At 59.5% G+C, this 15,431-nt stretch carries 17 protein-coding genes and 1 pseudogene; 6 read left to right on the plus strand and 12 right to left on the minus strand.

Annotated features, from left to right (window positions below; translation table 11 throughout):
- Positions 1-51: 51 nt before the first annotated feature.
- From alc to puuE, 3 genes are all read right to left on the minus strand, one after another.
- Positions 52-1,047, minus strand: coding sequence for an allantoicase (gene alc / locus ACYZT1_RS09710; RefSeq protein WP_462018731.1), 996 nt, complete (start codon positions 1,045-1,047; stop codon positions 52-54).
- Between the two features lie 88 nt (positions 1,048-1,135).
- Positions 1,136-1,651: a 2-oxo-4-hydroxy-4-carboxy-5-ureidoimidazoline decarboxylase gene (gene uraD / locus ACYZT1_RS09715; RefSeq protein WP_462018732.1), complete on the minus strand. Its 516-nt coding sequence runs from the start codon at positions 1,649-1,651 to the stop codon at positions 1,136-1,138.
- The gene (puuE, locus tag ACYZT1_RS09720; RefSeq protein WP_462018733.1) at positions 1,648-2,574 is read right to left on the minus strand and encodes an allantoinase PuuE; all 927 of its coding nucleotides are present in this window, start codon (positions 2,572-2,574) and stop codon (positions 1,648-1,650) included. The genes uraD and puuE overlap by 4 nt, the downstream gene beginning before the upstream one ends.
- A 419-nt stretch (positions 2,575-2,993) precedes the next feature.
- On the opposite strand from puuE, the gene uraH reads away from it, so the two are divergent.
- On the plus strand, positions 2,994-3,347 hold the full coding sequence (gene uraH / locus ACYZT1_RS09725; RefSeq protein WP_462018734.1) for a hydroxyisourate hydrolase: 354 nt from the start codon (positions 2,994-2,996) through the stop codon (positions 3,345-3,347).
- A 131-nt stretch (positions 3,348-3,478) separates the two neighbouring features.
- Here the strand turns inward: uraH and ACYZT1_RS09730 are convergent, their stop codons facing one another.
- From ACYZT1_RS09730 to ACYZT1_RS09760, 7 genes are all read right to left on the minus strand, one after another.
- Positions 3,479-4,105, minus strand: coding sequence for a LysE family translocator (locus tag ACYZT1_RS09730; RefSeq protein ID WP_462018735.1), 627 nt, complete (start codon positions 4,103-4,105; stop codon positions 3,479-3,481).
- 72 nt (positions 4,106-4,177) lie between these two features.
- The gene (locus ACYZT1_RS09735; RefSeq protein ID WP_462018736.1) at positions 4,178-5,527 is read right to left on the minus strand and encodes an NCS2 family permease; all 1,350 of its coding nucleotides are present in this window, start codon (positions 5,525-5,527) and stop codon (positions 4,178-4,180) included.
- A 411-nt stretch (positions 5,528-5,938) separates the two neighbouring features.
- On the minus strand, positions 5,939-6,310 hold the full coding sequence (locus ACYZT1_RS09740) for a glutathione S-transferase N-terminal domain-containing protein (RefSeq protein WP_462018737.1): 372 nt from the start codon (positions 6,308-6,310) through the stop codon (positions 5,939-5,941).
- Positions 6,311-6,411: 101 nt separating this feature from the next.
- Positions 6,412-6,957 (minus strand): GTP cyclohydrolase I FolE, encoded by a 546-nt coding sequence (folE, locus tag ACYZT1_RS09745; protein WP_462018738.1) that lies wholly within the window; start codon positions 6,955-6,957, stop codon positions 6,412-6,414.
- A 77-nt stretch (positions 6,958-7,034) separates the two neighbouring features.
- Positions 7,035-7,592, minus strand: coding sequence for a Smr/MutS family protein (locus ACYZT1_RS09750; RefSeq protein ID WP_266017059.1), 558 nt, complete (start codon positions 7,590-7,592; stop codon positions 7,035-7,037).
- Between the two features lie 75 nt (positions 7,593-7,667).
- On the minus strand, positions 7,668-7,988 hold the full coding sequence (locus ACYZT1_RS09755; protein WP_462018739.1) for a hypothetical protein: 321 nt from the start codon (positions 7,986-7,988) through the stop codon (positions 7,668-7,670).
- 135 nt (positions 7,989-8,123) lie between these two features.
- On the minus strand, positions 8,124-8,714 hold the full coding sequence (locus ACYZT1_RS09760; protein ID WP_462018740.1) for a cysteine hydrolase family protein: 591 nt from the start codon (positions 8,712-8,714) through the stop codon (positions 8,124-8,126).
- A gap of 240 nt (positions 8,715-8,954) precedes the next feature.
- Between ACYZT1_RS09760 and prmB the strand changes: the two genes are divergently transcribed.
- Positions 8,955-9,863: a 50S ribosomal protein L3 N(5)-glutamine methyltransferase gene (prmB, locus tag ACYZT1_RS09765; protein ID WP_462018741.1), complete on the plus strand. Its 909-nt coding sequence runs from the start codon at positions 8,955-8,957 to the stop codon at positions 9,861-9,863.
- 117 nt (positions 9,864-9,980) lie between these two features.
- Here the strand turns inward: prmB and ACYZT1_RS09770 are convergent, their stop codons facing one another.
- Positions 9,981-10,772 (minus strand): hypothetical protein, encoded by a 792-nt coding sequence (locus tag ACYZT1_RS09770; RefSeq protein WP_462018742.1) that lies wholly within the window; start codon positions 10,770-10,772, stop codon positions 9,981-9,983.
- Between the two features lie 99 nt (positions 10,773-10,871).
- Positions 10,872-11,871: pseudogene (locus ACYZT1_RS09775) on the minus strand (alpha/beta hydrolase).
- Positions 11,872-11,954: 83 nt separating this feature from the next.
- Between ACYZT1_RS09775 and aroC the strand changes: the two are divergent.
- From aroC to ACYZT1_RS09795, 4 genes are read left to right on the plus strand one after another with little or no spacing between them, the layout of a single operon-like run.
- A complete protein-coding gene (aroC, locus tag ACYZT1_RS09780; protein ID WP_462018743.1) occupies positions 11,955-13,046 on the plus strand; it encodes a chorismate synthase in 1,092 nt (363 codons plus the stop codon).
- A 32-nt stretch (positions 13,047-13,078) separates the two neighbouring features.
- Positions 13,079-14,224, plus strand: coding sequence for an MFS transporter (locus ACYZT1_RS09785; RefSeq protein ID WP_462018744.1), 1,146 nt, complete (start codon positions 13,079-13,081; stop codon positions 14,222-14,224).
- Complete coding sequence (locus ACYZT1_RS09790; RefSeq protein WP_462018745.1) at positions 14,221-14,847, plus strand: methylthioribulose 1-phosphate dehydratase; 627 nt, start codon at positions 14,221-14,223, stop codon at positions 14,845-14,847. Before ACYZT1_RS09785 ends, ACYZT1_RS09790 begins: the two co-directional genes overlap by 4 nt.
- A gap of 34 nt (positions 14,848-14,881) precedes the next feature.
- Entirely contained in the window at positions 14,882-15,427 is a 546-nt protein-coding gene (locus ACYZT1_RS09795; RefSeq protein ID WP_462018746.1) for a 1,2-dihydroxy-3-keto-5-methylthiopentene dioxygenase, read from the plus strand.
- Positions 15,428-15,431: the final 4 nt, after the last annotated feature.

A 15,431-nucleotide genomic window follows, 5' to 3' on the forward strand; every position in this document is an offset into this window, starting at 1 on the left:
GCATTTTCGTTGACGACCATTGCGAGCAAGCTCGCTCCTACAGTCTCTGCATTACTTCGCGACCTTGCCCAAAACCCGCAGGCGGCTCACACCACCATCCGGGAACACATTCAGGCGAATATGGGTAATTGGGCCCAGTGCCTTGATCTGCTCGGCGAAGGTGTGTTCGGCGTGCATTTCCAGCTTCTGCGCGGGCAGCAGTTCGCGCCAGAACAGCGATTGGGTTTCGATCTGGCTGTCGGTGCCGCCCTTCACGAAAGCACCTTGAATCGAGCAGGTGTCCGGGTAGTTGCCTTTGAAGTGCAGGGTGTCCACGACGATTTTCTCAATCTCGCCCGGGTGACCCAAGGCGACGATGACCCAGTCATTGCCCGGGGTACGACGACGTGCGGTTTCCCAGCCGTCGCCCATGTTGATGCCACGTCCCGGGTTGAGGATGTTGCTCATGCGGCCGAAGTGTTCGTCGGAGCAGGCGAGGGCGCGGCCGCCGTTGAGGGCTGCGGCCAGATCGACCTGCTCGTTGTCGCCGACAGCCGACCAGTCGCGGAACGGAATACCGTAAACGCGCAGACGCGCCACGCCGCCATCCGGGTAGATATTGAAACGCAGGTGGCTGAACGACTGCTCGTTGCTGATTTCATGGTAGTGATGGCTGTTGCCCTGCAGCTCGACAGCCGACAGCACTTCAGTCCATTGAGTGTTTTCGTCCGGCTCGCCCGAAGCCAGAAAGCAGGCTTCCAGCGAAGCCGACGGTGGGAAGTTGCCGGTGAAGAATGAAGTGTCGATGTCCACGCCCTTGATCGAGCCCGGTACGCCCAGGCGGATCACTGCGCTGTCGTAGCCTTCGAAGCGCTTGCGGCGCGATTCCCAGCCGTCCATCCACTTGCCGTTGTCATCGAACACGCCCTCCTTCCACACGGCCGGGGTCGGTTGGAACAGACGGTTGGCGTCTGCGAACCAGTCATCGGTGACCGAGATGATTTTGGTGCCCAGACGGGCGTCGGCCAGGTTGACGAACTTCTCGAAAGGTACGGCGTAAGCTTTCATTCTTCTTGTCTGCCTTTAATAAGTTGGCTTGGGATGCTTGCAAAGCGCTGGGCGACGTATGCGTTCAGTGTCGCCCCGGCCAGGCTCGCTATAGGGTCAGTAATCGGAACAGGGCGATCTTGTTGATCTGCGCCAGCGCGCACTTGAATTCGGTGTCGACCGGGTTGTGGATGCGCGTTTCGAACGCCGCGAGGATCTGATGCCGGTTGCTGCCTTTTACCGCCATGATGAAGGGAAACTTGAACTTGGCTTTGTAGGCGTCGTTCAGCTCGGTGAAGCGAGAAAACTCTTCGGCCGTGCATTGGTGAATACCGGCGCCAGCCTGTTCATGGGTGCTGGCTTCGGTCAACTGGCCCTGGACGGCAGCTTTGCCGGCCAGGTCCGGGTGAGCGTTGATCAGGGCCAGCTGACTGGCATGATCGGCGCTCAACAGGATGTCGCTCATACGCTGATGCAGGGTTTCGATCTCGTCGATCGAGGCGTCCTGACCCAGGTCGAAAGCCTTTTCGGCCACCCATGGCGAATGTTCGTAGATGTCGGCGAAGGCGTTGACGAAGGCGTCGCGGCTCAGGGTCGAGGGTTTGAGTGTTTGAAAGTGGCTCATTTTGCGGCCTCTTGATGCGGGTGGGTTGCGTGCCAGTGGCGAGCGATGTCGACGCGACGGCTGAACCACACCTGTTCATGACTTTTAGCGTATTCGATAAAACGTTTCAGTGAGGCCAGACGCGCCGGACGGCCGATCAGGCGGCAATGCAGACCGATCGACAGCATCTTGGGCGCTTCAGCACCCTCGGCGTACAACACGTCGAAGGCGTCTTTGAGGTATTCGAAGAAATCGTCGCCCTTGTTGAAACCCTGGACCTGGGTGAAGCGCATGTCGTTGGTGTCCAGCGTGTACGGGATCACCAAATGCGGCTTGCCGGTCGGGTTGTTGGGTTCCCAGTAGGGCAGGTCATCGTCGTAGGTGTCGCAGTCGTAAAGGAAGCCGCCTTCTTCCATCACCAGGCGACGGGTGTTGGGGCCGGTGCGGCCGGTGTACCAGCCCAGTGGGCGTTCGCCGGTGATTTCGGTGAGGATGCGGATCGCTTCGAGCATGTGCTCGCGTTCCTGCGCCTCGTCCATGTACTGGTAGTCGATCCAGCGGTAACCGTGGCTGCAGATTTCGTGGCCGGCATCGACCATCGCGCGGATCACGTCCGGGTGACGCTGGGCGGCCATGGCCACGGCAAAAATGGTCAGCGGAATGTCAAATGCCTTGAACAGTTTCAGAATCCGCCAAACGCCGGCACGGCTGCCATACTCGTAAAGCGATTCCATGCTCATGTTGCGCTCGCCTTGCAGCGGCTGCGCAGAGACCATTTCCGAGAGGAACGCTTCGGATTCCTGATCGCCATGCAGAATGTTGCGCTCGCCGCCTTCTTCGTAGTTCAGCACGAAAGACAGCGCGATCCGGGCGTTGCCGGGCCAGTGTGGGTGAGGAGGGTTACTGCCGTAACCGATCAGGTCACGTGGGTAGTCAGCGCTCACTGCAGTCTTCCTTCTTGTTCGTGTTGACAGGTTGTGTGGCGGCCAGAGGACAGAGAGCAGGCTGGCGTCACAGCGATGGGCTGATTGTATACAACTTTATATCTGCTTTGTAAGCCTGAATTTTCGCCTTTTTCGCTGAAGGTCGGCCCAGTTTGCTATTGCAAGAAACCTGCCCGGTTGATCAGTTTGTGGACGGAAGGCTACTTAAAAGCATGGAATAGAGCGCTTTTGCGCGGCAGGGAAAGGGTGGTGGAGAGGTCGGAAAAAATGTCGCTTTTATTGTGTACAATTTTTATGAAAAATGTCTTAATCAGTCGCTCGCCGCAGCGTTTCGTGCTCCGAACCGGTGCGGTCTCCTTTCATCTGACTTCGGGAGGCGCGAGGTCTGACTGCTTGACGCGGGCAGGCGCGCAGAATCAATGGGACGTTTGACAACACACGTTTTGGACGCTGCACACGGCTGCCCGGGCAGCTCGATCAAAGTCGAGCTGTACCGCGTTGAAGGTTCGCAACTGGAATTGGTCGCCACTGCGACAACCAACAGCGATGGCCGAGTCGATTCACCGCTGCTGCAAGGCGATGACTACCGTTCCGGGGTCTATCAGGTTCAGTTTCATGCGGGCGATTACTACCGCGCCCGAGGTGTCCAGTTGCCGGAACCGGCATTTCTGGATGTGGTGGTGCTGCGTTTCGGCATCTCTGCGGAACAGGATCACTACCATGTTCCACTGCTGATTTCGCCGTACAGCTATTCCACGTACCGCGGCAGCTGATCCCCCAAGCAGCTGCCACAACCTGGAAGCGACTGCGCATATAGCTTCTTTGGTCTTTCGCCCGCTCACACTGCGGGCTTTTTTTCGTCTGTGTAAAAAGGGTGTCTGGTCTGACGTCGAAGCTTTTGACTTTAACGGCTTAACAACGAAGCCGCGCCCGCGCCGCTGAACAACCCCGCGCTCACCCGGTTGAACCAGTTCTGCCCCTTGCCGCTGCGCAAATACCGCGCGGCACCGTGTGCACCCAAGCCGTAAGCCAGTTTGCACAGCAGGTCCAGCACCGTCCAGGTCACGATCATCACCAGCAACTGCGGCAAAAGTGCCTGCTCGGCGCTTAAAAATTGCGGCAGGAAAGCGGCGAAGAACAGAATGTCCTTCGGATTGCTCGCGCCCAGCACAAAAGCGCGGCCAAACAATGCACGAAAGCGCGGTACTGGCGCGGTCTCCGGCACCTCTGCGCCCACCGACGGTTCACGCGATTGCTGCCAGCTCTGCCAGGCGAGGTAAAACAGGTACAGCGCGCCAACGATTTTCAGTGCGCTGAACAGCTGTTCCGACGCCAGCAGCAATGCACCCAGGCCCAGCGCCGATGCACTGAGCAGGCAGATCGAAGCAATTACGCCACCCAGGAACGCCGGGTACGAACGACGCAAACCGTAATTCAAACTGTTGCTGATCATCAGCAGTGACAGCGGTCCCGGGATCAGGATCACCACCAGTGCAGCGCCGCTGAACAGCAGCCAGGTTTCCAGACTCATCACTTTCCTCCATGTGTGCAAAAGCCCCACCCGACGCGGTGAGGCTGATTTGGAACGCTTGCGGTGTAACGTTTACAAGAAAATAAACTTGGCGATGAAGATTGCGCAGAGCACCCACAAGCTGACGGAAATTTCCTTGTGCTTGCCGGTGAAGGCCTTCAGCACCACGTAAGTGATAAAGCCCAGCGCAATACCATCAGCCACCGAGAAAGTCAGCGGCATCATGATGGCGGTTACGATGGCTGGAATGCTGTCGGTTGCTTCGTCCCATTCAATGTGCGCCATGCCCCCCATCATCAGCATCGCGACGTAAATCAGCGCGCCGGCGGTGGCGTAGGCCGGGATCATGCCGGCCAGTGGCGCGAAGAACATCGCGGCAATAAATAGCACACCCACGGTCACGGCGGTAAGACCGGTGCGCCCGCCCGCGGCGACGCCCGCGGCACTTTCGACATAGCTGGTCACCGGCGGAACGCCGACTACCGCACCAAATACACTGGAAGCACTGTCGGCTTTCAGGGCGCGGGAAAGGTTCTCGATTTTGCCGTCGGCGTTGACCAGGCCTGCACGTTGAGCGACGCCCATCAGTGTACCGGCCGTGTCGAACATGTGTACAAAAAGGAAGGCCAGAACCACGCTGATCATGCTGATGTTGAACACACCGGCGACATCCATGGCCATCCAGGTCGGCGCGAGGCTCGGCGGGGCGGACATGATGCCTCCATAGGTAACCAGGCCCAGACCCCAGCCTGCCAGCGTGACGGTAATGATACTGATGAGGATCGCACCGAACACCCGGTGGTAGCTGAGCACGGCAATCATCAGGAAGCAGATGGCAGCGAGCAGCGGTCCCGGTTCTCGCAGGGAACCCAACTTGATCAGCGTCGCCGGGCTGTCCACGACGATGCCGGCCGTTTTCAAGCCGATCAGCCCGAGGAACAGACCGACGCCGGCACCCATGGCGTAACGCAAGCTCACCGGAATGCTGTTGAGCAGCCATTCGCGGATTCGCGAAAAGGTCAGGAACATGAACAGCACGCCGGACACGAATACCGCGCCGAGGGCGGTTTCCCAGTTGTAGCCCATGGTGCCGACCACGGTGTAGGTAAAGAAAGCGTTCAGGCCCATGCCCGGCGCGAGGCCGACCGGCCAGTTGGCGTACAGGCCCATCAACAGACAGCCCAGCGCGGCAGCGATGCAGGTGGCGACGAACGCCGCGCCGTGATCGATCCCGGCGTCGGCCATGATGTTGGGGTTGACGAAGATGATGTAAGCCATCGTGATGAAAGTTGTCAGACCGGCGATCAACTCGGTCTTCACCGTGGTGCCATGCAAGCTGAGTTTGAAGATGCGCTCCAGCCAGCCTTTGCGTATCGGCGGCGTGAGTTCCAGCGTCGGGGCTTCGGATTTGCGGCTTTCCACAGCGAGTACTCCTCAAGAGTTTTATTGTTATTTCCAGGACCGGACCCATGAGGGTGGCAGCGATCCTTTGAGGCACTTGCGAATTTGTTGACCGGATAGTCAAGAACTCGCACGAAGTGGATTATGCTTTTGTATACAAAAAATGCAAATAATGTTTTTGGTTGGGTCGGCGGGAAGAATGGTATTTGGGCTATATCGGCCGACGCATTGGCTGGCTGAATACAGACTGGCGGAAAAAAACCGGCGATTGGCCGGTTATGTTGAGTGGGAGTGGACTCGTCTGTGCGGGCCCCATCGCGAGCAAGCTCGCTCCCACATGGAATTGGTTTCAGTCACGAATCTGTAGCACACGCTGAACCTTGTGGGAGTGAGCTTGCTCGCGATGAGGCCAGCGGCCGCGGCACAAAACCCTCAAGCCGCCGCAAACCGCTTGTCCAGATAATCAATGATCACCTTGGACTCATACATCCACGTGGTTTGCCCGTTTTCTTCAACGCGCAGACACGGCACCTTGATCTTGCCGCCTTGTTCCAGCAGCGTCTGGCGATCCTGTACGTTGTTTTTCGCATCGCGCAGCGCCACCGGCACGTTCAACCGGTGCAGGGTGCGGCGGGTCTTCACGCAGAAGGGGCATGCGTGAAACTGGTACAGCGTCAGGCCTTTGGCCGCGGCATTGACCTGAGCCTGAACCTCCGCCGGGCGCTGTTTCTTGCCGGGGCGGGTGATGAAATCGACGAAGATAATCAGTTGGCCAAGACCGACACGAAGCGCTTTAACGAACACGATTGAAGCCTCACAGGGGCAAACGGAGGCGCGCAGCTTACCTGATTTTTTGCAGGCGAAAAAAAACCGGCGATGAATGCCGGTTCTCTTCGAGCCGCAATTTACTTGATCAGGCTGAGAAACTCGCTGCGAGTCGCCGCATTCTCGCGGAACTCACCGAGCATCACCGAGGTGATCATCGACGAATTCTGCTTCTCGACACCGCGCATCATCATGCACATGTGCTTGGCCTCGATCACCACCGCAACACCCAGGGCGCCGGTGACTTGCAGGACGGCGTCGGCGATCTGGCGGCTGAGGTTTTCCTGAATCTGCAGGCGGCGCGCATACATATCGACGATCCGCGCAACCTTCGACAGGCCCAGTACCTTGCCGCTCGGGATGTAAGCGACGTGTGCCTTGCCGATAAACGGCAGCAAGTGGTGTTCGCACAACGAATACAGCTCGATGTCTTTTACCAGCACCATTTCGCTGTTGTCGGAGCTGAACAGGGCACCGTTGGTGACCTCTTCGAGGGTCTGTTCATAACCACGGCAAAGGTACTGCATGGCTTTGGCGGCGCGCTTGGGCGTGTCGAGCAGGCCCTCGCGGGAAACGTCCTCGCCCAATTGGCCGAGAATCTCGGTGTAATTCTGTTCCAGGGACATGAAACTACCTGTGGGGATTTTCGCAAAGGGCAAGGGTACGGTGGCGGACACGGCGCTGCAAGCTTGATGCGACAGCTTTACTCGTCGCGGCCTTCCATCATGGTGCGTTTGAGCATCACGTACACCGCGCCGGCGCCGCCGTGTCGAGGCTGGCAGGAGGTGAAGCCCAGTACCTGTGAATGCTGACGCAGCCAGGTGTTGACGTGGCTTTTGATCATCGGGCGCTTGCCATCCAGGCGCACGGCTTTTCCGTGGGTGACGCGCACGCAACGGATTTCGAATTTGGTCGCTTCGGCGAGAAATGCCCAGAGGGTTTCGCGAGCCTTTTCCACGGTCATGCCATGGAGGTCGAGGCTGCCTTCGAACGGGATCTGGCCGACCTTGAGCTTGCGCATCTGGCTTTCCTGAACGCCATCGCGCGCCCACATCAGCTCGTCTTCCGGGCCGACATCAATGACGAACTGATCGGAAAGCCCGTCAACGGTAGTGGCATCGGTGCGCACCGTGGCGGCTTGACGCAACTTGGCAATCTGCGCGCGGTCGGCCTTGGGTTTGCCGGTCTCGGCGCGATCGTGCTTGATCGGCTTGACGCCTTGGATCGCGCTTTTGAACAGGGAAAAATCGTCGTCTTGCATGTCAGCCTCCGCGAAGGGCGGCCAGTTTACCCAACTCGGCAGCCATCGGGTGCGCGAAAACGTCCGGCTCAGGCGTCAGTCGTGTTTTTTCATCAAGTGCGGGGACATGTTCAGCGCTCGCGACTGGCGCGCACGGCGACGGCAGCGACGCCACAACCAGACGCCGAGGTACAGCAGAAACAGGCCAATCGCCAAAATGATCGACGAGCCCAACGGGCTGGCATTCAGTTCGCCAAGGGCCGGCGGTCGGCCCAACAGACTGGCGGCGCCGGCCATTGCCAGTAACACACCGCACGTTGCCAGCAAGGCAGCAAGGGCTGCGCCGAAGCGAAAACGCCAGTTGCTCGGGCCTTTTGGCCGCAGGCGGCGTGCGTCAAAACCATCGGATAACTTCATTCCGACCTTCCTCAATGGGTATCGGCCTTCGACCGGGAGTTGACCGGGATGTTCCTGAGGCTAAGGCAATTACGGCAGCTGAGAACCTTTTACGGATGAGCGGCGGCATTAACCGCCCATTAATCGTCGATCAGTTCAGATTAGCTCGTGGGTGAGGGCGAGGGTGGCGAAATTGTCCGCCATGATCGCCATTTCAGTCTGTTGAACGTGATCGGCGGTCAAAACCCCGTCCTTGTAGGGCAAATCGCGCGTTGCGCAGGCGTCTTCAACAAGCGTGCAACGGAAGCCCAAATTTTTCGCGGCCCGCACGGTGGTGCTGACGCTGGAATGGCTCATGAACCCACAGACGATCAAATCCAGCGAGCCGAGATTCTGCAGACGCTCCAGTAGCTCGGTGCCGTGAAATGCACTCGGCAGCAGTTTGCCGATGATGGTTTCGTCCGCCTCCGGCTCCAGCCCCGGGATGAACTCGCCGCGCTCGCCCTGCGGATCGAACAGCCCGCCGACGGTGCCGAGGTGCCGCACATGCACGATGGGGCGGCCGGCAGCGCGAGCAGCGGTTACCAGTTGCCGGATGTTCGCGACGGCAGCATCCATGCCACTCAAGGCCAGCGGACCGCTGAGGTATTCTTTCTGGGCATCGATAATGACGAGGGTCGCATGACCCAGGTTGGCCGCTGCATAACCGCGGCCGCTGAGTTGAAACATCGTTTTTGGAACGGACATTCTGGGGCTCCTTGGTGTGGGGCTTTTGTGACATTGTCCTCTGGCTGAGCGCTTCTGTGAATCGCTACCATCGCAAACGCCGTCGTTATTGGCCCGCAGCCTTGTCAATATCCTCGTTTTGTTCAATAGGGGGGAGAGAAAACCGGATAAGTCCTACGTGCGTGCCGGTGCTTTCCAGCGTCGTCGGGACGTGTTTTGGCTGTTAGAATCGCCAGTCGTTTTTTTCTGGAGTTTGCCCCCGTGATCACTTCCCGACTTCGTACCCTGCGTGACCATATCCGTTGGGCCGTCAGCCGCTTCCATGGGGAGGATCTGTTTTTCGGCCATGGGACCGACAACGCCTGGGACGAAGCCCGTCAATTGGTGTTGGGTGCCTTGCATCTGCCATGGGAAATGGCCGACAGCTACCTCGATTGCAATCTGGAAGACGATGAACTGGTCCGTTTGCAGCGCATGCTCAAGCGCCGGATCGAAGAACGCATTCCAACCGCGTATCTGTTGGGCGAGGCCTGGTTCTGCGGTATGTCGTTCATCGTGGACGAGCGTGTGTTGATTCCGCGTTCGCCGATCGGCGAGCTGATCGAAAAACGTTTCGCCCCGTGGCTGGGCGCCGAGCCTGCGCGCATTCTCGACCTGTGCACCGGTTCCGGTTGCATCGGCATCGCCTGTGCTTTCGAGTTCCAGCAGGCCGAAGTGGTCCTGGCCGATCTGTCGTTCGAGGCGCTGGAAGTGGCCAACCAGAACATCGAGCGCCACGGCGTCGATGAACGTGTGTACACGGTTCAGGGCGACGGTTTTGCCGGGTTGCCGGGGCAACGTTTCGACCTGATCGTTTCAAACCCGCCTTACGTTGATGCGGAAGATTTCGCCGACATGCCGGACGAATACCAGCACGAGCCGGAGCTGGGTCTGGCCTGCGGTGACGATGGCCTGAACCTGGTGCGACGCATGCTCGCCGAGGCGGCGGATCATCTGACCGAGAAAGGTTTGCTGATTGTCGAAGTCGGCAACAGTCAGGTTCACGTCGAGGCGCTGTACCCGGAAGTCGACTTTGCCTGGCTCGACTTCGAGCGCGGCGGCCACGGGGTGTTCATGTTGACGGCCCGGCAGTGCCACGAGCATCAGGCATTGTTCGCTGCGCGCGTTTAATCCGCTCATTCACGGGCCTGGCCTCATCAGATAAACCAAGTGCCTGGATTAAGCCTGCTGCGCAGCCTAACGGGGCGGTGCGACGTTTCGCCGAGCCCCCTCGCCACAGTGTGTGGGTTACCGCTGCGTAGCAATCCAGATCAACAGCCCCGCCTGAAACACTGAAAACGCCACCAGGCACGTAATAGTGAAGCGCAATCCGGCATCTTCACGCTTGTACTTGCTGACCCTCTCCTCGTGCTTCTTCAGCTTCACTTCCTGCTCGGCCAGATTTTGCTCGGCCTGCTGGAGCATTTGCGCCGCCTCAAGAATTTCTACGTGCTGCACCTTTTCGGCGTTCCAATCACCGAGCAAATCGCCGACTTTCACTTCCTTGACGCTGCCTTTCAAATGCTGCGCGTCCGCGTACACCACCTCAAAACCATGCGCCGTGAGAAAGCGGTCGCGACGCAGGCGCGTGTCTTCGTTGAGCGCATCCTTGTTGTTCAGGTCGGTGCCGTCGACGGTATACGCCGCCCAGCGCTTTTTCGCCCAGGTAATCCCTTGCGCCGCCAGGTAGCGGCCCACGCCACGGTTCATCGGTTCAACTTGCAAACCGCTGGCGGGTTCGAAGTGCACGCGGTGGGTGACGTGGTCTGCCCACACATCCAGATGATTCTGCTCTTTGCGCACCCGCTGGCCAGGCAGCGAAATGCTCATGCGCAGCAGACTGCGCTCTTTGCTGTTGCGCTCGGCATAGCCAAACTCGACAAAACGCAGGGGACGAGCACCAGTGTTGCGGTCAATCTTCAGCGGCGCCAGACGGAGCATCTTGCGCTGCTCGACCTGGACGTCCGCCCACGGCAGCTCTACCGCTGGCGGTGCTTCCTTTTCAGCGGTGGTCTCGGGTGAAGTCGGGGTATCAGTCATAACGGCGAGGTCCTGTCCAAGCTCGGCTTGCCGCCAGTCGTAACGCTGGCGACACCGGCTTATCGGCCGTATTTGGCAGGACTGGAGCCCTTGCGGCGCTTAACGGGTGCGAAGTCCGTCAATAAATCCAAGGATGCGCGCGCCGAGTTCAGCGGCGAGGGGCAATTGTGGATCCTTGTAGGAAGCCAATTGCCGCTTTACATCATTGGGCACGATGCGCATCACGTGGTTCATACCCTCGATCAGCGCCAGTTCGGCGTCCGGTTTGGCCGCTTTCAGCAGCCGTGCATCTTCGACGCCAACCTGAATGTCGTTACTGCCCTGAATGATCAGTGCCGGCATTTTCAGTTTGGCAAACGCCGCCGTCGGGTCCTGGCGGAATAACGAAATCAGATACGGCTGCACACTTGGGCGGAAGATCACCTCCAGCTGCGGCGGCACGTTGCTGTCGGTCTTGCCCGCCTTGAGGCTGTCGAGCAGCTCATTGCTACGCAACATCAGCGGCGGAGGCAGGCGATTGCTCAATTGTTGGCGCAAGACCTGATCGATCGGCCGCGCGCTGCCGGACATGGAAATCAGCGCCGCAGCGTCCACGCCCGGCGCCGCCAGCGTGGCAATCAATGCGCCCTCGCTGTGGCCCAGCAAGATCAATGGGCCAAAGCGCGGGTCTGCCCTGAGCTTGCGGCCCCAGGCTTGAGCATCGGCGACATAGGCCTCGACCGACAGATTGCGTTCATCGGGCGTCGCCGCCAGGCTCGCCGCTACACCGCGCTTGTCGTAGCGCACGCTGGCGATGTTGTGTTTGGCCAGCACCCAGGCCAAACGTTTGAGGCTGTCGTTGCGTCCGCCTTCGGGGTTGTTTCCGTCGCGATCTGTAGGACCGGAGCCAGAAATGATCAGGACAACCGGCACCGGCGTGTCCGATTTTGGCAGCAACAGCGAGCCGAAAAGCTCGCCGGTTCCGGTGTCCAAAGTGATCGGGCGTTGCAGGACGGTGGCCTGGACGTAGCCGGTAAACAGGGTAAGGCTCAAGGCAAGAACTCGCAGCATCATCACGCCATCATTCACAAAGGTGCCGGTTGGACTCACGGGCACCCATAAGGTTCGAGGATGAACTACTTGGGCTGCCTGCGTATACTGGCGCGCATCAAGTATTCAGGTTCATTTCACGGAGCGTCCTGCATGTCCGGCAATACCTACGGCAAGCTGTTCACTGTCACCACCGCGGGCGAAAGCCATGGTCCGGCGTTGGTCGCCATTGTCGACGGCTGCCCGCCGGGCCTGGAAATTTCCCTGGAGGATCTGCAGCGTGACCTCGATCGCCGCAAGCCCGGCACCAGTCGCCACACCACCCAGCGTCAGGAAGCCGATGAGGTCGAAATCCTCTCCGGCGTGTTCGAAGGCCGCACCACCGGTTGTGCGATTGGCCTGCTGATCCGCAACACCGACCAGAAGTCCAAGGACTACTCGGCGATCAAGGAGTTGTTCCGCCCGGCCCACGCCGATTACACCTACCACCACAAATACGGCGAACGCGATTATCGCGGTGGCGGTCGCAGCTCGGCGCGGGAAACCGCGATGCGCGTGGCTGCCGGCGCGATTGCGAAGAAGTATCTGGCCAGTCAGGGCATCGTCATTCGCGGCTACATGAGCCAGTTGGGCCCAATCGAAATCCCGTTCAAAAGCTGGGATTCGGTTGAAGACAACGCCTTCTTCAGCCCTGATCCGGACAAGGTGCCGGAACTCGAAGCCTATATGGACCAGCTGCGTCGTGATCAGGATTCCGTCGGGGCGAAAATCACGGTCGTCGCCGAAGGGGTGATGCCCGGTCTCGGCGAGCCGATATTCGACCGCCTGGACGCCGAACTGGCCCACGCGCTGATGAGCATCAACGCGGTCAAGGGCGTGGAGATCGGCGCCGGTTTCGCCAGTGTCGCTCAGCGCGGCACCGAGCACCGCGACGAAATGACCCCGGAAGGTTTCCTCAGCAATAACGCGGGTGGCATTCTCGGCGGTATCTCGTCTGGTCAGCCGATCGTTGCTCACCTGGCGTTGAAGCCGACGTCGAGCATTACCACGCCAGGCCAATCCATCGACATTCATGGCAACCCGGTGGACGTCATTACCAAGGGGCGGCACGATCCGTGCGTCGGCATCCGCGCCACGCCAATTGCCGAAGCGATGATGGCGATTGTGTTGATGGATCATCTGCTGCGTCATCGCGGGCAAAACGTCGATGTGCGCGTGAGCACGCCGGTGCTGGGTCAGCTTTAATGGCCCACCTCACAGCCGTTGCGGTCTGATTCATGACGGCGCTCCCGTACTGGCGGCTTTCCAGTTTCTATCTGTTTTACTTCGCCTTGCTCGGTTCGACGGCGCCGTTCCTGGCGCTGTACTTCGACCATTTGGGCTTCTCGGCCGCGCGCATCGGTGAGCTGGTGGCGATCCCGATGCTGATGCGTTGCGTGGCGCCGAACATCTGGGGCTGGCTGGGCGATTACACCGGCCGGCGCCTGGCCATCGTGCGCTTTGGCGCGGTGTGCACGCTGCTGACGTTTTCGCTGATCTTCGTCAGCAAGACCTATGCCTGGCTGGCGATGGTCATGGCCTTGCACGCATTCTTCTGGCATGCGGTGTTGCCACAGTTTGAAGTCATCACGCTGGCGCATTTGAAGGGCCAGACGCAGCGCTACAGCCAGATCCGGTTGTGGGGCTCGATTGGTTTCATCATCACCGTGGTTGCGCTGGGCCGGCTGTTCGAATGGCTCAGCCTTGACATCTATCCGGCGGCGCTGGTGCTGATCATGGCCGGGATTGTGATCAGCAGCCTGTGGGTGCCGAATGCTCAGCCGATTCAGGGCGAGCGTTTGGCGGCCGGCGGTTTTCTTCAGCAATTGCGCGGTCCGGGCGTGCTGGCTTTTTACGGATGCGTGGCGCTGATGCAGGTCAGTCATGGCCCGTATTACACTTTTCTCACCCTGCACCTGGAGCGACTGGGTTACAGCCGCGGTTTGATCGGCATGCTCTGGGCGGTTGGCGTCGTCGCCGAAGTAGTGATGTTTCTGGCGATGAGCAGGATTCTTGCGCGTTTTTCGGTGCGCCGGGTGCTGCTGGCGAGTTTTCTGCTGGCGGCCTTGCGCTGGTTGTTGCTCGGGTCGTTCGCCGAATTCATCTGGGTGCTGTTGTTTGCTCAGGTCCTGCATGCGGCAACTTTCGGCAGCTTTCACGCCGCTGCCATCCAGTTCGTGCAACGTAGCTTCGGCCCGCGCCAGCAAGGGCAGGGCCAGGCGTTGTATGCCGCACTCGCCGGTACCGGTGGTGCGCTGGGTGCGTTGTATTCCGGCTACAGCTGGAACACCCTCGGCGCCACCTTCACGTTCAGTATTGCCAGTCTCGCAGCTCTCGCCGCTGCGATTATCATCGCCACACGCATGCAAGAGGACAGGCCATGAGCCTTACCCGTGAACACCTCGCCCAGGAAATCATCGACGCCGGGCGCTTTCTGTATGGTCGCGGCTGGTCGCCAGCCACCAGCAGCAATTATTCGGCGCGTCTGTCGCCGAGCGAAGCGTTGCTGACGGTGTCGGGCAAGCACAAAGGTCAGTTGGGACCTGACGATGTGCTGGCCACCGACTTGTCCGGCAACAGCCTCGAGCCTGGCAAGAAACCATCCGCCGAAACCCTGCTGCACACGCAACTGTACAGCTGGCGCGCGGAGATCGGCGCGGTGTTGCATACCCATTCGGTGAATGCCACGGTGCTGTCACGATTGACGCCTGAAGATTGCATCGAGTTTGAAGATTACGAATTGCAGAAAGCGTTCAGCGGCATCGCAACGCATGAATCGCGGGTGCGCGTGCCGATTTTCGACAATGACCAGGACATTGCACGCCTTGCCGCCAAGGTGCAGCCTTGGCTTGACGCCCATCCCGACTGCGTTGGCTATCTGATCCGCGGCCATGGCCTCTATACCTGGGGCGCGCGGATGAGCGATGCACTGCGTCAGATCGAAGCGTTTGAATTTTTGTTCGAGTGCGAGTTGAAAACCCGCTCGGTGGTTAACCATAAAGCTTGAACCGTAAAGCATGAACCTTTAAGGAGTTGCCCTGATGAGCAGCCTGTCCGTTTACCACGTCAGCAGTCCAGACCTGCCCAACAAGGTGCTGACTCATTTTGAAGACATCGCCTCGACCCTGGCCGAGCAGGGCGTGCGTTTCGATCGCTGGCAAGCGGCGGCGAAGATCCAGCCGGGCGCCAGCCAGGAAGAAGTGATCGCCGCCTATCGGCAACAGATCGATAAATTGATGAGCGAGCGTGGCTACGTCACCGTCGACGTCATCAGCCTGAACAGCGCTCACCCGCAAAAAGCCGAGCTGCGCGCCAAGTTCCTCGAAGAACACCGCCATGGCGAAGACGAAGTACGATTTTTCGTTGCCGGCCGTGGGCTGTTCACCCTGCACATCGATGATTATGTGTACGCGGTGCTGTGCGAGAAGAACGACCTGATCTCGGTTCCGGCCGGCACGCCGCACTGGTTCGACATGGGTGAGCACCCGCATTTCATTGCGATCCGCCTGTTCAACAATCCAGACGGCTGGGTCGCCAATTTTACCGGCGAAGACATCGCCGGCCGCTTCCCGCGTCTTGAGGACTGAGCCG

The sequence above is a fragment of the Pseudomonas sp. PB3P13 genome, from assembly GCF_054897735.1.

Coding starts and splice junctions, on each gene's coding strand:
- alc (WP_462018731.1), bottom strand. CDS start 1,047: ATGAAAGCTTACGCCGTACCTTTCGAGAAGTTCGTCAACCTGGCCGAC.
- uraD (WP_462018732.1), bottom strand. CDS start 1,651: ATGAGCCACTTTCAAACACTCAAACCCTCGACCCTGAGCCGCGACGCC.
- uraH (WP_462018734.1), top strand. CDS start 2,994: ATGGGACGTTTGACAACACACGTTTTGGACGCTGCACACGGCTGCCCG.
- ACYZT1_RS09730 (WP_462018735.1), bottom strand. CDS start 4,105: ATGAGTCTGGAAACCTGGCTGCTGTTCAGCGGCGCTGCACTGGTGGTG.
- folE (WP_462018738.1), bottom strand. CDS start 6,957: ATGTCCCTGGAACAGAATTACACCGAGATTCTCGGCCAATTGGGCGAG.
- ACYZT1_RS09750 (WP_266017059.1), bottom strand. CDS start 7,592: ATGCAAGACGACGATTTTTCCCTGTTCAAAAGCGCGATCCAAGGCGTC.
- ACYZT1_RS09755 (WP_462018739.1), bottom strand. CDS start 7,988: ATGAAGTTATCCGATGGTTTTGACGCACGCCGCCTGCGGCCAAAAGGC.
- ACYZT1_RS09760 (WP_462018740.1), bottom strand. CDS start 8,714: ATGTCCGTTCCAAAAACGATGTTTCAACTCAGCGGCCGCGGTTATGCA.
- ACYZT1_RS09770 (WP_462018742.1), bottom strand. CDS start 10,772: ATGACTGATACCCCGACTTCACCCGAGACCACCGCTGAAAAGGAAGCA.
- aroC (WP_462018743.1), top strand. CDS start 11,955: ATGTCCGGCAATACCTACGGCAAGCTGTTCACTGTCACCACCGCGGGC.
- ACYZT1_RS09785 (WP_462018744.1), top strand. CDS start 13,079: ATGACGGCGCTCCCGTACTGGCGGCTTTCCAGTTTCTATCTGTTTTAC.
- ACYZT1_RS09790 (WP_462018745.1), top strand. CDS start 14,221: ATGAGCCTTACCCGTGAACACCTCGCCCAGGAAATCATCGACGCCGGG.
- ACYZT1_RS09795 (WP_462018746.1), top strand. CDS start 14,882: ATGAGCAGCCTGTCCGTTTACCACGTCAGCAGTCCAGACCTGCCCAAC.